Genomic DNA, 18,031 nt, shown 5'->3' with positions numbered 1-18,031 from the left:
GAAGCTGTTAGCGGCCGCCGCGATCGAGCACGACGCAATAGCGTGCCGGCGCGTTGCCGGGATTGTGGAAGACATGGCCTTCGCCGACCGGCATGAAGAGGCAATCGCCTGGGCGCAGCCGGTAGACCACCTCGCCTGCCGTCATCTCCAACTCGCCGTCGAACAGCCAGATATGCTGGGTCATGCCATGGGAGGCGGCATGCGGGGGAAAGCTGACGCGGGCGCCAGAGGGGAACTCGATTTCGACGATATCGACGTCGGAGGCGGTGCCGGGTGCCGAAACCGACCGCCTGAGATAACCGGTCTCCGGATCGCGCCAGACCTGCTGCTCCTGCCGGCGGGCAAGCGGCGAGGCCTGCTCCCCCTCCTCCGCAAAGAAGGCAGACAACGACAAGCCGAGCGCGGCGCAAATCCTCGCCAGCAGCGAGGCGGTGGGGCTCGCCTCCGCCCGCTCGATGCGCGAAATCATCGCCCGGCTGACGCCGGAGGCCGTGGCGAGATCGTCAAGGGTCAATCCTTTGTCCAGCCGCAGCTTGCGGATACGGATGCCGATTGCCTGTTCCAGTTGCTCTTCCATATCCGATCCCAGATTCTACTATAAGAGAAATACATGATCTGATGATGGAATCAAGCCGCGACGGAGGCGGCAAACCAATCTTGCTTTCGCCTCGGCGTCACCGATATATGGCAACGCAATTCGATGGGAGAGAGTGATGGACGCCAGCACGCAGAGCACGGAACTGACGGAAAGCTTCACGGCAGCCGCCTGGGACAGGATCGCGCCCATCATGGCCGAGATCGAGGTGCTGCCGCTGCTCACGCGCCTTTCGGACGGCACGCTGCCGCCGGAGGTTTTCCGGCACTACATTCTGCAGGATGCGCTTTACCTCAAACATTATGCGCGCTGCCTTGCGATCGTCGCTGCCAAGGCGCCCGACAATGCGCAGGTGCTGCGCTTTCTCGGTTCGGCGCAGAAGGCGATCACCGTCGAGCAGGGCCTGCATGCCGGCTTCCTCACCCAGTTCGGCATCACTTCCGAAGATGTGACAGCGGCCGAACCGTCGCCTGCCTGCTTTGCCTATACGAATTTTCTGCTCGCCACCGCCTATCATCGCTCCTACGCGGTGGCACTTTCTTCAATCCTGCCCTGCTTCTGGATCTATTGGCATGTCGGCGAGGCGATCAAGAGCCGGCCGGCGATCGAGGGCAATGCCTTCCAGGCCTGGATCAATACCTATGGCGATCCGCAATTTGCCGCCGGCGCCCGCGAAGTGATCGCGCTGACCGATATCGCCGCTCGCGCCGCCTCGCCGGCGGAACGCACAGAGATGACCGATGTCTTCGTGCGCGCCTCGCAATATGAATGGATGTTCTGGGATTCGGCCTGGCGGCTGGAGACCTGGCCGGTCTGACACGCCTCCGGCCGGCCCGCAAAATAGCGTAAACAGCGGGATAATTACCGCTTTGCGGCAGGGGGCGGCGCTGCTATATGGCGCGCATGAGCACCAATTCGACCACTCCGCTGTCCCATATCCGCAACTTCTCGATCGTGGCCCATATCGACCACGGCAAATCGACGCTGGCCGACCGCCTGATTCAGACGACAGGCGGCCTTGCCGAGCGCGAAATGTCCGAGCAGGTGCTCGACAATATGGATATCGAGCGCGAGCGCGGCATCACCATCAAGGCCCAGACCGTGCGCCTGCACTACCAGGCAAACAATGGCGAGAAGTACATTCTCAACCTGATCGACACGCCCGGCCACGTCGACTTCGCCTATGAAGTCTCGCGGTCGCTGTCGGCCTGCGAGGGCTCGCTGCTCGTCGTCGACGCCAGCCAGGGCGTGGAAGCGCAGACGCTCGCCAACGTCTACCAGGCGATCGACAACAATCACGAGCTCGTCACCGTGCTCAACAAGATCGACCTGCCGGCCGCCGAACCCGACCGCATCAAGGAACAGATCGAGGAAGTGATCGGCATCGACGCTTCGGAGGCCGTGCTGATTTCGGCTAAAACCGGCCTCGGCATTCCCGACGTGCTGGAGGCGATCGTCAACAAGCTGCCAGCGCCGAAGAGCCCGGGCGGCGACAAAGCACCGCTGAAGGCGCTGCTCGTCGACAGCTGGTACGACACCTATCTCGGCGTCATGGTTCTCGTGCGCATCATCGACGGCGTTTTGACCAAGGGTCAAACGATCCGCATGATGGGCACGGATGCGAAATACCAGGTGGAGCGTGTCGGCGTGCTGACGCCGAAGATGGTCAATGTCGACAGCCTTGGCCCGGGCGAGATCGGTTTCATCACCGCTTCGATCAAGGAAGTGGCCGATACCCGCGTCGGCGATACGATCACCGAGGACAAGCGGCCGACGGCACAGGCACTGCCGGGCTTCAAGCCGGCGCAGCCGGTGGTGTTCTGCGGCCTGTTCCCGGTCGATGCCGCCGATTTCGAGGATCTGCGCGCCGCCATGGGCAAGCTGCGCCTCAACGACGCCTCCTTCTCCTTCGAGATGGAATCGTCTGCGGCGCTCGGCTTCGGCTTCCGTTGCGGCTTCCTCGGCCTGCTGCATCTCGAAATCATCCAGGAACGGCTGGAGCGCGAGTTCGACCTCGATCTGATCGCCACCGCCCCGTCGGTGGTCTACAAGATGTTCATGACCGACGGCTCGGAGCGCGAGCTGCACAACCCGGCCGATATGCCCGATGTCGTGAAAATCTCGGAAATCCACGAACCGTGGATCCGCGCGACGATCCTGACTCCGGACGATTATCTCGGCGGCATTCTGAAACTCTGCCAGGACCGGCGCGGTATCCAGATCGAGCTGACCTATGTCGGCACGCGCGCAATGCTGACCTACGACCTGCCGCTCAACGAAGTCGTCTTCGATTTCTACGACCGGCTGAAGTCGATCTCGAAGGGCTATGCCTCCTTCGACTATACGCTCACCGATCACCGCGAGGGCAATCTCGTGAAGATGTCGATCCTCGTCAACGGCGAGCCGGTCGACGCGCTGTCGATGATGGTGCACCGGACGGCCGCCGAAAAGCGCGGCCGCGACATGTGCGAGAAGCTCAAGGAGCTGATCCCGAAGCACATGTTCAAGATCCCGATCCAGGCGGCAATCGGCGGCAACGTCATCGCCCGCGAGACGATCTCGGCGCTGCGCAAGGACGTGACCGCGAAATGCTATGGCGGCGATGCCACCCGCAAACGCAAGCTGCTCGACAAGCAGAAGGCCGGCAAGAAGCGCATGCGTCAGTTCGGCAAGGTGGAGATTCCGCAGGAAGCCTTCATCGCCGCGTTGAAGATGGGCGACGAATAGGCTTTCGCAGAGCCTTTTTTGACGACGAGACCTGGGTCTCCTTGGCTTGTTGACAAGCCTCGCTCTTTATTCTCCGTCATCCTCGGCCTTGTGCCGAGGATCTGCCAACGTATCAACCGGCTGCAGATGCTCGGGACAAGCCCGAGCATGACGGAGGAGAAGTGGTCAGGCCCTATCAGTCGTCCAACGAAAGCCCGTCGGTAGCCCGGAAGTCGCATTTCCGGGGTGTATCGCCTAGACTGCGCAAGGTATGATGCCAGCGCCAATGCGCCAGCATTTGCTAGGGAGGTTGTGCCATGAAGAATGAAAGCCGAGCAACCGGAAAGCCTGGATCGGCGGCAGGCGCAGATACCGATCCCAACAAGGGCGGCAAAGTCCAGGCCGTCGATTAAAAGACAAGCGATGATGAAACGCTGCCGCGAAGAACGCGAAAGACTTTGGCGAATTGAAAACGCCGAGGCGATCGCGGAGCAAAACGAATATGTTGCGAAGCATGGCCTGCCATTTGCGAAATACCGGCAGTTTTGACTCATCCCCGACCCATATATTCCTTCACCAGCCCTTCATAGGCCGCCATCTCCGGCAGTGCGGCGTAGCTGTGCACCGCGCCGGTCTCGGCGAAGGCCAGCTTCTCGCTCGTCCAGGTCTCGATGAACGGGGTGAACCAGCTGGGGTCGTCGAGCATCGTGACACGCAGATTGACGAACCAGTCCATGCCTTCCGGGCGGGTGAACATCCAGCTCATGCAATGCGGGCAGAAATAATGTTTCGTAACGCCGTGCAGGCCGCCGATGACGGGCTCGCCTTTCGTCACCTCGAAACCTTCGCTGGGGATGGCGGCGCTCAGCGAATAGGCGCTCGCGGTCATCCTCTGGCAGCCTGTGCAGTGACAGGCCATGGCTAGCAGCGGCGGCGCGCTGATCTTCAACCGCACGCGGCCGCAACGGCAGCCGCCTTCCATGGGTAGGTTCTGTGCTGTCATGATATCTCTCCCCTTGGCCACGTGATCTAGCGGAGCGGGCGCCATTGTCGAGGGAGGCGAGGCAGGCCGAATTTCAGACGGCGTTTATCCGACGCGCCGGGTTGCCGACTACGGTGGCGCCCGCCGGCACATCCCTGGTCACCACGGCGCCCGCGCCGACGATTGCACCATCGCCGATCGTGACGCCGCCGAGGATGATGGCGGCGCCACCGATCCAGACATCGCTGCCGATCGCAACCGGCCGGGCGATCTCGATGCCGGCGCTGCGAAGGGCGGCATCCTTGTGATGTTCGGCGCAATAGATCTGCACGCCGGGACCGAACATCGTGCGGTCGCCGACGGTCACCCGGCCGGAATCGAGGATGGTACAGCCGGCGTTGAAATAGACGCGCTCGCCGAGCGTGATGTTGATGCCGTAAGAGCAGTGAAACGGCGCTTCGATGAAGACATCGGGTGCCACGCCCGCTAAGAGCGCCCTTAGGACTGGCGCCATGGCGCCGCGCGCGTCCGGCGGCAGCGTGTTGTGCGCATGGACCGCAAGGCGCGCCTGACGGCGCAAGAGATCGAGGTCGTCGTCGAGGCAGCAATACCATTCGCCTGCCGCCATCTTCTCGCGTTCGCTCGCCGGCATTGCGTCGCCTCTCAAGCCGAGGCCTCCGCCAATATTCCGATCTCTGCCGGTTCGATCAGGCTGACCCAGGCACGCGCGATGGCAAGGCCGGCGGCATCGGCGGCGACGCCATGCCGCGCCGCCAGTTCGGCATGGTTCTCCAGCCAACCGGGGGCGATGCGGGCGATCGTATCAGGGAATTCCGCCTTCCATTGCTCAACAACTGCTCGGTCGGCCTCGAAATGGAACTGGGTGCCATAGACGGCGCGACCGATGCGGAAGGCCTGGTTCTCGGCGACCGGGCTCGTCGCCAGACGCACCGCACCTTCGGGCAGGGAAAACGTGTCGGCATGCCATTCGAAAATGGTGAATTCACCGCCAAGCGCCGACAGCAGCGGATCGGCCCGGCCTTCCCCGGTGACACCGATCCCGTGCCAGCCGAACTCACGGGCGGTGCCGAGATGATTGTCGGCACCATAAGCGCGGGCGAGGATCTGGCTGCCGAGGCAGATGCCGAGCACAGCCTTGCCGGCATCACCGAATCGGCGCGAAAGCCGCACGAGCTCCGGCAGATAGGGATGCGTCTCGTCATCCAGCGCGCTCTGCTCGCCACCAAGAACGACCAGTGCGTCGTGGCCGGAAATATCCGTCGGCAAGACGCCGTCCTGCCACACGCGGAACCACTCGATATGAGCTCCCGCCTCATCGAGCGCTCTGGCAAGCGCGCCGAGACCGGTATTCCTCATGTTTTCGATGACTGCTATCCGCATGGGATCTCCCCGGTATGACCGACTATGGAAGAGACCATGCCGGCGAACGACGCGCAAGATGCTTGCGCGCCATTGCGTGAGCACGCCGCAAGGGCTTAAATCCACGCGAACGAAAGGAAATCGCCATGACCGAAAAAGCCCGCGTCTCGATCCTCTACTGCACCCAGTGCAACTGGCTGCTGCGCGCCGCCTGGATGGCGCAGGAACTGCTGCACACTTTTTCCGACAGCCTTGGCGAGGTGGCGCTGATCCCCGCCACCGGCGGCAATTTCGAGATCCGCGTCAATGGCGACCTGATCTGGGAACGCAAGCGCGACGGCGGCTTTCCCGGGCCGAAGGAGTTGAAGCAGCGGGTCCGCGATATCGTCGAGCCCGGCCGCGATCTCGGCCATGTCGACCGCGCTTCGCTGGAAAGCTGACCGCAACGCTCTCAGCGATAGGGCGAGCGGCAGACCCTGTAGACGCCCTCATAGGTGAGGAAGTGATCCGTCCTCGGATTGTAGGAGCGGTATTCATTGGTGCACCAGGCGATATGCTTGTTCGGAGCGTTCGGCTGCACCCGGCGCACCGGCGGCGGATCATAGGTTAGCTGCGGCCGCCCGGCGGCACCCGGCAGGTAATAGGTCGGCCCCGCGCCGCGCGGGCGGTAATTCGGTTGGACATAGGCGGGGCGATGCCATTGCTGCGGCCCGAAACCGAAGCAGCCGCGAAAATCGCAGAGCGTCGATCCGGTGTTGAGCGGCCCGACCCCCGGCTTGCCCAGCTTCAGCGAATCAGCGCCCGCCACGGCTGGCGCGAAAACAGCAAGGAGACCGGCGAACAGAAGCGTGCGGGCAACGGGCATGGGGCATTCCCTTCGATATTTCCTCTATATAGGGCGTACCGAGTGAAGCGCTATGCCTGCCCTCCGGCAACTCCCTCGCATGTGATCAACTGTTTTTCGCCAACTGTCAGAAAAACTTCAAAAACCCGGTTGACAGTCAGGAGCCGCCCCCTTACATCGCTCTCCGTCGCCCAGATGGCGGAATTGGTAGACGCGCCAGCTTCAGGTGCTGGTACCCGAAAGGGTGTGGAGGTTCGAGTCCTCTTCTGGGCACCATTCCAGTTTCAGGCCGCCCAAGCGGTCAGGAAACAACGCAAAGAAGCCCGGTTTTCCCGGGTTTTTTTATTGCCCGATATCTACCACGCCGCCCGGCTATCAAGCTCAGCCCGTGCGGATCTATTTACACCGGCGTGGCGTCCCTACCGGGCAGTTCGCTGCATTTGCATCTCCTGCGTCGGCACGCTTTGGCCGGATCAATGATGGCGTCGTCAGTGGGCTTCACGCGGCCATTTCGGCCATCGTCTTGCCGCTGTCGGGAATAACGGTCAGAACCCCCATCCCGGCTTCTCTGGCGGCCCTCAGAAGCAATTCCCTGAGTTCGTTCATCCCCGCCTGCCCCATGACGGCATCGGCGCAAGCCTTCACCGCCGCGACATATTCCTCTCCATCTTCAAACGGCCAGTCCACCATCAGAACTTCGGCTGCGTCCCGGAGCGTCCTGACGATCCTCCGCTGGTGCCCGGCTCCGACAAAGAGAACAAGAGGCGCAAAATCCGCCGATGTGTTCCATTGCATGGCATTTTCTCCCCAAGAGTTAGAATATTAGTAACAATGCAAGAAGCATGCCGGGGAGGCGATCGGCCTCTACAGGCGGCTGGGCTTTGCAGTAGCCGAAAGCCTGCCGCTGCGGCGCACCGAGGAAGAGGGCGCAGTCAAATATTCGATCGTCGATCGACCGGACGTCAATGCCGGCTTCGACTATCTGAGGATGGAGCTTCCGAGAGAATATTTCCGACAGGTACATCCGGCGGCTTTGCCGACCGGCTGAAGCGCCTACCGCACCGGCTGATAGTGGCCGCGCAGCGGGACCTTGTCGTCCATCGAGATGAAGCCGTCGCGTTCGCAGACATACATCAGCGTCGGCATGCCGCCCGAGCGGAAGATCTCGTCGTAGCGGCGGCGGATCTGGACGGTTTCAGTGCGGCAATTGTAGGATTCCTCCTCCTTCTTGTCCGGCTGCGCCTTGACGCCGGGGAGGCCCTTGTAGGGGTAGAGGGGCTGCACGCCGGAATCGAGTGATTTCGTCCAGTCGACGGCAAAGGCCGACGCGGCTGCCAGGCTGGACACGGCAACGAGCGACATCAGAAGCATCATCACAAGCCGCATGGGAATTCTCCTGCCGGCAATAGGCCGTTCACAGGATGTAGGAGAACCGGGGATCGTGATCAAGCAACCGCAGCCGGCGATTTCCTGAAATAGCTTCTGACGACGGGATGGCTAAAGAGGCCGGCGAGGATCGCAAAACCGGCGCCGACGACGAAACCGGCGAGAAGACCGCCGATGACGCCGGCGATGAGCAGGATCTTCTTTCCCGGGCCATCGGCCTTCACAGGCGGCTCGGCCGGCGAGATGACGCGAATGTTACTCTGGTTGAGGTTCTGCTCCTCGCTCGTCTGGCTGGAGCGCTTCAGCACCGTCTCATAAATATCGCGCGCCGCCGTCGCTTTGCGCTGCAATTCGTTCAATTCCACCTGCTTGTCCGAAGTGCTCGCCTGCAGCGCCTTCTGGACGGCGAGCTCCTTGGCGATGCTGTCCTCGGCGGCCTTGGCCTGCTCGTATTCGCCTCTTGCCGACGTCGCGAGCCGCTGCAACTCGCCCTTGATTTCGCCTGATATGCTCTGCAGCGAGGAGCGGGCCGCCTGCAGGCGGGGATGACGCGTGCCCATCTGGCTTTCGAGGCTGCCGACGGCAGCGGCCTGGGTGGCATACTGCTGCCGCAGGCTGACCAGCGGCGAAGTGACGCCGCCCTCCGCCTGGTTGCCGGCGACGATGTCCTCGACGCGAAGATTGGCGACGGCATCGGCGCGGGCCTTGGCCTGGATGGTCTTTTCCTGCGCTGTAACCAGCATCGTGTTCAGCGAGACGAGCCGCTGATCGGAAATCAGATTGCCCTCGGTGGCGGCCATGTCGTTGTCGGCGCGGAAGGTTTCGACGGCCTGCTCGGCCTCCAGCACCTTCTGGCGAAGATCGTCGAGGCGTCCGTCGAGCGTCGACGAGGTGTTTTCATAGATGCCGTTCGAGGCGCTGTTCTCTTCCTCGGTGAAGGAGGTGACGACCTGGTTGGCAAGCCTTGCGGATTTCTCGGGATCATTGGTCGTCGCGGCAAGCGAAACGACATAGGTGCTGGCCTGGCGGGTGATGACAAGCGCCTTCTGCAGGGTGCCGATGACCGCAGCGCCATCGGTGCGGCCGCCGGTGAATTCCGGATCCTGATCGAGCTTCATGGTTTCGACGACACGGCGCAGCACGTTGCCCGAGGTCAGGATCTGCACCTGGCTGTCGATCAGCGTCGAGATCATTTCCGGCGAAGGCCCCGACGATTGCCCGCCCGCATCGGCAAGGCCGATCTGGCGCGGATCGAAATAGAGGCTGCTGATGGCGGTGAATTTCTGCCCGATCGTGGGCGCCACCACCCCGCCGGCAACGGCGCCGAGAAGGGCCAGACCCAGCACGATCAGCCGCCGGCTCCAGATCGCGGCGACGCTGGAGCGGAGGTCGAGAAGTGGTGCGGACGATGCGAAGGCTGCGGCCGACGGCGCATCGACGACAGGCTGTTTCATGGGCGCAGTCGGGGGCACAGCCGGGGGCGGAGGCGCCGGGCGCTCGGATTGGCGGGGCTGCGCAACATTTGCCAGCGGCGGCACAAAGACGGGAGGGGCGGGGGCCGGAGCGGCGGGTTCTGGCGCCGGAGGGACGAAATCGTCCGGACGGACCACAGGACTGCGCGTACACACGCCTTCCGGCGCAGTCTGAGGCGAGTCATAACTGCGCCAGCCAGGGAGCCGGCTTACCCTGTTCCTGTCATACTGGTTCATACGCGCACTCATGTCCCGCCCAGCGTCAAAGACTGAAGCCGAGGTGCGGAGACTTTAGAAATTCTTAGCTAACGGACCGTTAAAATAATTCGAGCGACGCCGATGTTGCGATTTGCCTGGATTACGAGGGTAAGCATGAGGACGAGACGACATCTGACGGCGCTGCTGCTTGCGGCCGCTCTCGTCCCCCCGCCGGCCTTTGCGGCCGACGCGCCCTGTTATCGCGGCGTCAATCTTTCCGGCGGCGAATATGGTGACCGCGACGGCGTCTACGGCACGAATTATACCTATCCCAGCGAAGACACGATCGGCTATTTCGCCGAAAAGGGCATGTCGATCATCCGGCTGCCCTTTCGCTGGGAGCGGCTGCAGCCGGCGCTCGGTGGACGGCTCGACGAGGACGAACTCAAGCGGATCAAAGATACGGTCGGCCTGATTCGCAAGCACGGCATGGCCGTGCTGCTCGACCCGCATAATTTCGGCTATTACGACAAGACGCAGGTCGGCACGGCGCCGGCGACCGACGCGGCCTTCGCCGACTTCTGGGCAAGGCTCGCGGTCGAATTCGCCAATCGGGATGGCGTGCTCTTCGGCCTGATGAACGAGCCGCATGATATCAAGGCGACGGACTGGCTCGATGCCGCCAATGCGGCCATCCGCAGCATCCGTGCCGTCGGCGCCCGCAACCTCATCCTGGTGCCGGGCACCGCCTGGAGCGGCGCTCACAGCTGGGAGCAGGACGTGATCGGCGGCGCCAACGGCACGGTGATGCTCGGCGTGCGCGATCCGCTCGACTTCTACGCCTATGAGGTCCACCAATATCTCGACATCGATTCCTCCGGAACCCATCCGACCTGCGAGGGCGCCACAGCCGCGGTCGAAGCGATCGCCGGCGTTACCGCCTGGCTGAAGAAGAACCACAAGCGCGGCTTTCTCGGCGAATTCGGCGCCGCCGCCGACAAGGACTGCATGAGCGGGCTGACCGAGATCTATGCCACCATGTCCGATAATGGCGACGCCTGGCTTGGCTGGTCCTATTGGGCCGCGGGCGAATGGTGGCCGACCGACGAGCCGTTCAACGTCCAGCCGCAAAAGGGCACTGAGCGGCCGCAGATGCGGCTTCTCGCCAGTTCGGCAAAAGCCAAAGCCGGCGCCTGCGCCAGCGTCAAGCCAGCGGGGAAGTGACGGTGGCGGTCCTCGACCAGAAGGCAGCTTTCTCGCTAGCCGGCGGCCAAGCGGCGCGGACCGATTATCCCCTGCTCTGGCTCGGCCTGCTGTCGGTGCTCTACAACGGCATTCTCGCCTTCATCAACCACAACATCATGCCGCTCTCGATGACGCATGTCGCCGCCAGCGAAGGCCTGATCATGGCGAGCGCCATCATCTACATCCTGCACAAGGGGATCTACGAGACGGATTTGCCGGCCTTCCTGTTCCTGCTGTTCACGCTTGTCGTGACCATCTATGTCAGCGTGCTCAACCGCATGCTGTTCATCGATCATTTCCGCAACATTCTGATCATCTTCTGCTTTGCCGGGCTCGGCAGTTGGAGCAACGAGAAGACCATGAAGCTCGCCTTTCGCTGGGCAAGCCTGACAGTGATGATCTTCCTGATCTTCGAGATCATCAGCGTGCCGTTCTATGTCAGTATCGTGCATCCCTCCGATTATTTCGCCAATACGCGCGGGCTGCTGCCGCTGAGCTACAACACAACCGGCCTGTTCCAGAACGCGCTCGGTTTTCCCGAGCGTTTCTCCTTCGGCATCATCGACCATCGTTCCTCCTCGATCTTCCTCGAACAGGTGTCGCTGGCCAATTTCTGCGGGGTGATCGCGGTCTACCTGATTTCCATGTGGGAAAAACTCGGCCGCTGGGACCGGCTGCTGATGATCGGCACGGCGGTGCTGATCCTGGTGACGAACGACACGCGCACCATGCTGATCTTCTGTTTTGCCTGCATTGTCGGTTATTTCGTCTTTCCGAAGATCCCGAGGAATTTCAATCTGGCGCTGATGCCGCTGATCGTCGCCGCCGGTTTCCTCGTCTACACCCTGAAACCCAATGCGACCGGCGACAATTTCACCGGCCGCATCAATCTGACGATGAAGAAGATCATGGAGCTCGATCCGCTTGCCATCCTCGGACTTTCGGTCGACCGGGTCGCCGAATTCGCCGACAGCGGCTATGTCTACCTGATCTACGCGGCGACGATCTTCGGCGTCATCGCCCTATGGCTTTTCGTCTGCCTGTTTCCCGCCGGGCGCACGGCGGCACAGCGGCGCTGCGCCCATTCACTTTCTCTTTTCATTTTTCTGAATATGATGATCGGGGGAACCGCCGTTTTCTCGATGAAGATCGCCGGGCTCCTGTGGTTCATCGTCGGATATATGCGCTTCCACGACAGCCCGCGCATCCGGCAGGATGGTGCGGCTTATGTAGAGAGTTGACCGCAGCGGCACGGTTCTGACCGACGCCCGAGGGAGCAAGACGCCAGATGCTTGTCCAGCTTCAATATCTGCGCGCCGTCGCGGCGCTGATGGTCGTCTATTTCCACGCAATATTGCAGCTTGCCAAGGTCAATCCGGCGATCGACGCGACTGCTTTCGTCTATGGTGAAACCGGCGTCGACATCTTCTTCGTGCTCAGCGGTTTCGTCATGTGGCTGACGACGAGCGGGCGGGCGATGAGCCCCATCGATTTCGCCCGCCGGCGCATCAAACGCATCGTGCCGCTCTATTGGCTGGCAACGCTGTTTTCGGCTGTCGTGGCGCTGGTGGCCCCGTCATTGCTGAAATCGACCGTGTTCGACCTGCCGCATCTGCTCGCCTCGCTGTTTTTTCTGCCATGGGCCAATACCGCCGATCCGAGCACGATCACCCCCGTTGTCGTGCCGGGCTGGACGCTGAACTACGAGATGTTCTTCTATCTCGTCTTCGCGCTGCTGCTGCCGCTCTCGGAAAACCGCCGCATCCCGGCCATGTTTGCCGTCTTTGCCGTCATCCTGATCGCCTGCCGGCTGCTGCCGGAGATGACGGCCACCCGGTTCTACGGCGAGCCGATCATCCTGGAATTCCTTGCCGGCACCGTGCTCGGCTGGCTCTACCGGCAGAAGGTGGTTCTGCCGAACCGCTGGGCATGGGCCGCACTTTCCATCGGCTTTGCGTTCCTCTTCATCAACGAGGCGCTGATGCCGCCGGAAAGCCGGTTCTACGCCTGGGGAATCCCGGCGATCTTCATCGTCTACGGGGCGGTCTCGATCGACTTTTCCAGGCTGCATTTTATCGGCTGGCTGAACTACCTCGGCGACTGCTCCTACAGCATCTATATCACCCACGCCTTCACGCTCGCGTTTCTGAGGGTCGCCGCCGACCGCCTGCCGATCGGCATCCTGCAGCAGCCGGTGCTCTTCGTGATCCTGTCGCTGGTGCTCTCGTCGATTGGCGGCGCCATCATCCACGAGATCACCACGCCGCGGCGGAAAGTCGCGGTGGCGAACCGTCCGCCGGCCTAAAATCGGCAGCTGAGGCGAGAATACGCATCCCGGCGGCGCTGGCGGCACAGTTTTTCGCGTAACTTCTCCTAAGCTGGGCTCAACGTGAGAGAACTTGCAGAAGCATGATGGTTTGCCTTGCAATTTGTCGCATGAATGAAAGCGCACCGGCCTGTTCGCGGCCCGGGCTTTGATCTAAGCACGGCGGCGGCCTTGAAGAGGGAAGAGGGAGAGACATGAGAAGCTATGTATTGACGGTATCCTGCAAATCGACGCGCGGCATCGTTGCGGCGATTTCGAGCTATCTGGCCGAGAAGGGGTGCAATATCATCGACAGCTCGCAGTTCGACGATCTCGATACCGGCAAATTCTTCATGCGCGTCAGCTTCATTTCGGAAGAGGGTCTGTCCGGCTCGGAGATCGGCGCCGATTTTGCCGCCGTCGCCGCACCTTTCGAAATGGATTACGAGTTTCACGACAGCGAAAAGCGCATGAAGGTGCTCTTGATGGTGTCGCGCTTCGGCCATTGTCTCAACGACCTGCTCTACCGCTGGAAGATCGGGGCGCTTTCGATCGACATCGTCGGCGTCGTCTCCAACCATTTCGACTACCAGAAGGTCGTCGTCAATCACGACATCCCCTTCCACCATATTCCGGTCACCAAGGCCAACAAGGTTCAGGCCGAAGCCCGTATCATGGAGGTGGCCGAGCAGACCGGCACCGAGCTGATCGTGCTCGCCCGCTACATGCAGATCCTGTCGGACGAGATGTGCCAGAAGATGTCGGGCAAGATCATCAACATCCACCATTCCTTCCTGCCGTCCTTCAAGGGCGCCAACCCCTACAAGCAGGCCTATGGCCGCGGCGTCAAACTGATCGGCGCCACCGCCCATTACGTCACCGCCGATCTCGACGAAGGCCCGATCATCGAGCAGGATACGGCCCGCATCACCCATGCGCAGTCGCCCGACGACTATGTCTCGATCGGCCGCGACGTCGAAAGCCAGGTGCTGGCCCGCGCCATCCACGCCCATATCCACCACCGCACCTTCATCAACGGCAATAGAACCGTGGTCTTCCCGGCCAGCCCCGGAAGCTATGCCTCCGAACGCATGGGTTGAGCGCGATCGAGACCCACATCTCTTTTGCAGGCAACGACAATCTCCCGTTGCCTGCCAGCAGCAAGTATTTGATTATCGCCAATAGGTAATCGAATCATGCTGCGGGAGGGGTGTCATGACCGACGAGGCGCTTGTTGATCGCATGACGCTGCCGCGTCCCGACGTCACCGTCGCGGACGCGGAAGAGATCCTTCTTGCCCATTACAGCCTGTCCGGCACCATAACCGAGCTCGGCAGTCAGCAGGATCGGAATTACCGCGTCGACAGCGATCGCGGCCGCTACGTCCTGAAGATCTGCCATGTGGCCTACGAGACCCGCGAACTCGAGGCGCAGAATGCGGCGATCCATCACCTCAACAGCAAGCAGGATGCGCCACGCGTTCCCAATGTGATCGCCACCAATGACGGGCGAGAGATCGTCGTGCTGACCGTGCGCGGGCAGGGCTGCCAGGTCCGGCTGCTGGAATATCTGGAAGGCCAGGGGCTGACGGAACTGACCTACCTGGCGCCGGCGTCCGTCGCCGCACTCGGCGCGCTCTGCGCGAGGCTAGCGGAGGCGCTGGCCGATTTCAACCATCCCGGCCTCGACCGCAGCCTGCAATGGGATCTCCGGCGGGCCGGACCGGTCGCCGTGCAGCTGCTTTCCGCCATCACCGACAGCGCCGCGCGCGACCGAATCGCCAAGACGATGGTAATGGCCGTTCGCCGCATCCAGCCCTTGGCGCCGTCGCTTCGGCTGCAGGCAGTGCATCACGACGTCACCGGCGACAATGTCGTCGGCCATCGCAGTGCCCATGGCCATGTCATTCCCGACGGGGTGATCGATTTCGGCGACATCATTCGCGGCTGGCTGGTCGGCGACCTCGCCGTCACATGCGCCTCGCTGCTGCATCAGGCCGAGGGCGACCCTTTTCATATCCTGCCCGCCGTCACCGCCTATCAGGCGATCTATCCGCTGACGGACGAGGAGTTGAAGGCGCTCTGGCCATTGGTCGTCGCCCGCGCGGTCATTCTCGTCGCCAGCAGCGAGCAGCAGATTTCGGTCGACCCCGACAACGACTATGTCCGCGGCAATCTCGATCGCGAGCGGGCGATCTTCGATACGGCGATGTCCGTTCCCTTCGAATTGATGGAAGCCGCAATCCTCAAAGCGGCCGGCGTGGATGTCGCCGCCCCGGAAACATCCGGATGGTTGCCGCTGCTGCCCGACATCGATCCCGCCGGGATCGCCTATGTCGACCTCGGGGTGCGCAGCCCGCATTTTTCCGCCGGCAACTGGCTGAATGCCGACATGGACTGGCGGCTGCTTGCCCGGGCTGCAACCGAAAACGGCACGGCAGCGACGCGTTACGGCGAATATCGGTTGTCCCGGGCGGGAACCGCCGGGAGACAGGCGACCTGCGCCCTGCATATCGATATATGCCTTGCCGCCGGCAGCGCGGTTGCCGCGCCCTTTGCCGGCCGCATCGGCTGGAAGGACCAGCATCTGACGCTGACCGGCGACGGCATGACCCTGCATCTCGACGGGCTCGACCTCTCGGTCGAGGGCGGCGCCGAGATTGCCGGCGGCGAGCCGCTCGGCACGGTCGTCGGCGAGGCTTCATCGCTCGGTGGGCTGCGCGTCCAGCTTTGCACTGTCGCGGGGCTGGAGCCGCCGCTCTTTGCCACGCCGCGCGAGACGGCGGCCTGGTCGGTGCTCTGCCCTTCGCCCTCGCTGCTTCTCGACCCTGGAGCCGATGCGCCGAAACCCGAAACCGCCGCGCTGCTCGCCAAGCGGCAGGCGCATCTGGCAGGGGCTCAGAAGAATTATTACGCAGCGCCGCCCCAGATCGAGCGCGGCTGGAAGGAGCATCTGTTCGATGTCGAGGGCCGCGCCTATCTCGACATGGTCAACAATGTCTCCATTCTTGGCCATGGCCATCCCAAGCTTGCTGCGGCGATCAGCGCCCAATGGCTGCGGCTCAACACCAACTCACGCTTCCACTATGCCGCGATCACTGAATTTTCCGAACGGCTCGCGGCACTTTTACCGGATGGGCTCGACGCGGTCTTCCTGGTCAACAGCGGCTCGGAGGCGAACGATCTGGCGATCCGGCTGGCGCAGGCTCATAGCGGCGCGCGCAACATGCTCTGCCTGCTCGAAGCCTATCATGGCTGGTCGTCGGCAAGTGACGCCGTCTCCACCTCGATTGCCGATAACCCGCAGGCATTGACCACGCGGCCGGACTGGGTGCATGCGGTCGCGGCGCCGAATACCTATCGCGGCGCATTCCGCGGCCCCGATACGGCGGCCGGCTATCTCGGCGCGATAACGCCGGTGCTGGAGGCGATCGACGCCGGCGGCGAGGGCCTTGCCGGCTTCATCTGCGAATCGGTCTACGGCAATGCCGGCGGCATTCCGCTGCCGGACGGGTATCTAGCCCAGGTCTATGCGCAGGTACGTGCCCGCGGCGGCCTCTGCATCGCCGACGAAGTGCAGGTCGGCTATTCCAGGCTCGGCCATTATTTCTGGGGCTTCGAGCAGCAAGGGGTCGTGCCCGACATCGTCACCATCGCCAAGGGCATGGGCAATGGCCATCCGCTCGGCGCCGTCATCACCACCCGGGAGATCGCTCGGTCGCTGGAGAAGGAGGGCACGTTCTTTTCCTCCACCGGCGGCAGCCCGGTCAGTTGCGTCGCCGGCTTGACGGTGCTCGACATCATGGCCGACGAAAAGCTGCAGGAAAATGCGCAAGAGGTCGGCGACCATCTGAAGGCGCGGCTTGCCGCGCTGATCGACCGCCACCCGATCGCCGGCGCCGTGCACGGCATGGGCCTCTATCTCGGGCTCGAATTCGTCCGCGACAGAACGACGCTGGAGCCGGCGACCGAGGAGACGGCGGCCATCTGCGAGCGGCTGCTGAGCCTCGGCGTCATCATGCAACCGACCGGCGATCACCAAAATGTGCTGAAAATCAAACCGCCGCTGTGCCTCAGCACCGAAAGCGCGGATTTCTTCGCGGACATGCTGGAAAAGGTGCTCGATGAAGGCTGGTGACAAGGGCTTGCGGCCTTAACCAAATCGTTCATTTCGAGGCATTTCGATTTTTAATGAAACGGCCCATTGCCTGAATCAGCGGGGCTTCCTATGTCTGCTGCGGCGATCGAAAGAGTTTCGATTCTGTCATGCGAATTTTACGAAGAGCTGATATGTTTCTTTCCGTAAAGTTCGGCTGGGATGGAATGAATTTTTTCGGATCGTCGATATTTTGACACGTTTCGGAATATGTTTCTGACAGGCTGCCGGGTAATCTCTACCAAGTTGGTAGATTATCAAAAGCAGCCATCGCCGGGCCCGGGCTCTTCCGGGACCTCTCAAGTGCAACGCCAACGCAAGGAACGAGCATGATAGACATCGATATTCTCGCCGACCTTGGGCGATCTGTGCTTGGCAATGACCGTCCGGGCGCCCTCTCCCGCCCGAACTGTCGAATGTGACGTTCGTCCTCCTTTCAACGGTACCAGACAAGTCAATTCGCCATGGCTGCGCATATCGCGCGGCAGGAGTTCTATCTATGAAGAAGCAAGTTATCGAATATGCAGGCGTTCCCGTCGGGATCGTCATTCCCGATCAAGACCGGCTGAAGTTCATCGCCGTGAAATTTCATGTCCACGACCTCGACGAGCAGCGTTTCGGCTCGCCGGACGAGGTGCGGCTGGCCATCCACGACCTGATGACCCGCCGTCATCCAAAGCCGCTTCATGCCTGAGGGCATGAGGCCGGCAATAGCATTCACGGCTTTTCCCGATCTCCGACCGGTCCCGCCATTTGGGGCCGG

The 18,031-nt window shown here is 62.2% G+C and carries 18 protein-coding genes and 1 tRNA gene; 11 read left to right on the top strand and 8 right to left on the bottom strand.

Features of this window, described 5'->3' with window-relative positions:
- Positions 1-7: 7 nt before the first annotated feature.
- Positions 8-577 carry a helix-turn-helix domain-containing protein gene (locus AMK05_RS01425; RefSeq protein WP_064835886.1) on the bottom strand — a complete coding sequence of 190 codons (570 nt, stop codon included), beginning with the start codon at positions 575-577 and terminating at the stop codon, positions 8-10.
- Between the two features lie 136 nt (positions 578-713).
- Between AMK05_RS01425 and tenA the strand changes: the two genes are divergently transcribed.
- The 3 genes from tenA (at position 714) to AMK05_RS01410 (ending at position 3,850) form a co-directional block, all read left to right on the top strand.
- Complete coding sequence (tenA, locus tag AMK05_RS01420; protein ID WP_064835884.1) at positions 714-1,412, top strand: thiaminase II; 699 nt, start codon at positions 714-716, stop codon at positions 1,410-1,412.
- Positions 1,413-1,489: 77 nt separating this feature from the next.
- Positions 1,490-3,322 (top strand): translation elongation factor 4, encoded by a 1,833-nt coding sequence (lepA, locus tag AMK05_RS01415; RefSeq protein ID WP_003589180.1) that lies wholly within the window; start codon positions 1,490-1,492, stop codon positions 3,320-3,322.
- A gap of 303 nt (positions 3,323-3,625) precedes the next feature.
- Positions 3,626-3,850, top strand: a complete 225-nt coding sequence (locus AMK05_RS01410) for a type II toxin-antitoxin system CcdA family antitoxin (protein WP_064835882.1) — start codon at positions 3,626-3,628, stop codon at positions 3,848-3,850.
- 1 nt (position 3,851) lies between these two features.
- Here the strand turns inward: AMK05_RS01410 and AMK05_RS01405 are convergent, their stop codons facing one another.
- The 3 genes from AMK05_RS01405 to AMK05_RS01395 all read right to left on the bottom strand — a co-directional run bounded on the left by AMK05_RS01405 (position 3,852) and on the right by AMK05_RS01395 (position 5,684).
- Positions 3,852-4,304 (bottom strand): GFA family protein, encoded by a 453-nt coding sequence (locus AMK05_RS01405; RefSeq protein ID WP_064835880.1) that lies wholly within the window; start codon positions 4,302-4,304, stop codon positions 3,852-3,854.
- 73 nt (positions 4,305-4,377) lie between these two features.
- Positions 4,378-4,935 carry a sugar O-acetyltransferase gene (locus AMK05_RS01400; RefSeq protein ID WP_064835878.1) on the bottom strand — a complete coding sequence of 186 codons (558 nt, stop codon included), beginning with the start codon at positions 4,933-4,935 and terminating at the stop codon, positions 4,378-4,380.
- Between the two features lie 11 nt (positions 4,936-4,946).
- Positions 4,947-5,684 carry a type 1 glutamine amidotransferase gene (locus AMK05_RS01395; RefSeq protein WP_064835876.1) on the bottom strand — a complete coding sequence of 246 codons (738 nt, stop codon included), beginning with the start codon at positions 5,682-5,684 and terminating at the stop codon, positions 4,947-4,949.
- 125 nt (positions 5,685-5,809) lie between these two features.
- Between AMK05_RS01395 and AMK05_RS01390 the strand changes: the two genes are divergently transcribed.
- Positions 5,810-6,103 carry a SelT/SelW/SelH family protein gene (locus tag AMK05_RS01390; protein WP_049735667.1) on the top strand — a complete coding sequence of 98 codons (294 nt, stop codon included), beginning with the start codon at positions 5,810-5,812 and terminating at the stop codon, positions 6,101-6,103.
- An 11-nt stretch (positions 6,104-6,114) separates the two neighbouring features.
- On the opposite strand, the gene AMK05_RS01385 is transcribed toward AMK05_RS01390, so the two are convergent.
- Entirely contained in the window at positions 6,115-6,528 is a 414-nt protein-coding gene (locus AMK05_RS01385) for a BA14K family protein (RefSeq protein ID WP_064835874.1), read from the bottom strand.
- Between the two features lie 168 nt (positions 6,529-6,696).
- Between AMK05_RS01385 and AMK05_RS01380 the strand changes: the two genes are divergently transcribed.
- Positions 6,697-6,783 (top strand) — tRNA-Leu (locus tag AMK05_RS01380).
- Between the two features lie 222 nt (positions 6,784-7,005).
- Here the strand turns inward: AMK05_RS01380 and AMK05_RS01375 are convergent.
- From AMK05_RS01375 to AMK05_RS01360, 3 genes are all read right to left on the bottom strand, one after another.
- Positions 7,006-7,302, bottom strand: a complete 297-nt coding sequence (locus tag AMK05_RS01375; RefSeq protein WP_064835872.1) for a DUF982 domain-containing protein — start codon at positions 7,300-7,302, stop codon at positions 7,006-7,008.
- Positions 7,303-7,560: 258 nt separating this feature from the next.
- Positions 7,561-7,893, bottom strand: coding sequence for a hypothetical protein (locus tag AMK05_RS01365; RefSeq protein ID WP_064835868.1), 333 nt, complete (start codon positions 7,891-7,893; stop codon positions 7,561-7,563).
- A 59-nt stretch (positions 7,894-7,952) separates the two neighbouring features.
- On the bottom strand, positions 7,953-9,602 hold the full coding sequence (locus tag AMK05_RS01360) for a GumC family protein (protein ID WP_064835866.1): 1,650 nt from the start codon (positions 9,600-9,602) through the stop codon (positions 7,953-7,955).
- A 135-nt stretch (positions 9,603-9,737) separates the two neighbouring features.
- On the opposite strand from AMK05_RS01360, the gene AMK05_RS01355 reads away from it, so the two are divergent.
- The 6 genes from AMK05_RS01355 to AMK05_RS01330 all read left to right on the top strand — a co-directional run bounded on the left by AMK05_RS01355 (position 9,738) and on the right by AMK05_RS01330 (position 17,962).
- Positions 9,738-10,787 (top strand): glycoside hydrolase family 5 protein, encoded by a 1,050-nt coding sequence (locus tag AMK05_RS01355; RefSeq protein ID WP_064835864.1) that lies wholly within the window; start codon positions 9,738-9,740, stop codon positions 10,785-10,787.
- A 2-nt stretch (positions 10,788-10,789) separates the two neighbouring features.
- The gene (locus AMK05_RS01350; RefSeq protein ID WP_064835862.1) at positions 10,790-12,049 is read left to right on the top strand and encodes a hypothetical protein; all 1,260 of its coding nucleotides are present in this window, start codon (positions 10,790-10,792) and stop codon (positions 12,047-12,049) included.
- Positions 12,050-12,096: 47 nt separating this feature from the next.
- The gene (locus tag AMK05_RS01345) at positions 12,097-13,113 is read left to right on the top strand and encodes an acyltransferase family protein (protein ID WP_064835860.1); all 1,017 of its coding nucleotides are present in this window, start codon (positions 12,097-12,099) and stop codon (positions 13,111-13,113) included.
- 215 nt (positions 13,114-13,328) lie between these two features.
- On the top strand, positions 13,329-14,213 hold the full coding sequence (purU, locus tag AMK05_RS01340) for a formyltetrahydrofolate deformylase (protein ID WP_064835858.1): 885 nt from the start codon (positions 13,329-13,331) through the stop codon (positions 14,211-14,213).
- 115 nt (positions 14,214-14,328) lie between these two features.
- Entirely contained in the window at positions 14,329-17,250 is a 2,922-nt protein-coding gene (locus AMK05_RS01335) for an aminotransferase (RefSeq protein ID WP_064835857.1), read from the top strand.
- 517 nt (positions 17,251-17,767) lie between these two features.
- Positions 17,768-17,962, top strand: a complete 195-nt coding sequence (locus AMK05_RS01330) for a hypothetical protein (protein ID WP_064835855.1) — start codon at positions 17,768-17,770, stop codon at positions 17,960-17,962.
- Positions 17,963-18,031 lie beyond the last annotated feature (69 nt).

The sequence above is a fragment of the Rhizobium sp. N324 genome, from assembly GCF_001664485.1.
Taxonomy (GTDB): domain Bacteria; phylum Pseudomonadota; class Alphaproteobacteria; order Rhizobiales; family Rhizobiaceae; genus Rhizobium.
This window is presented reverse-complemented; position numbering and strand designations above follow the sequence as displayed.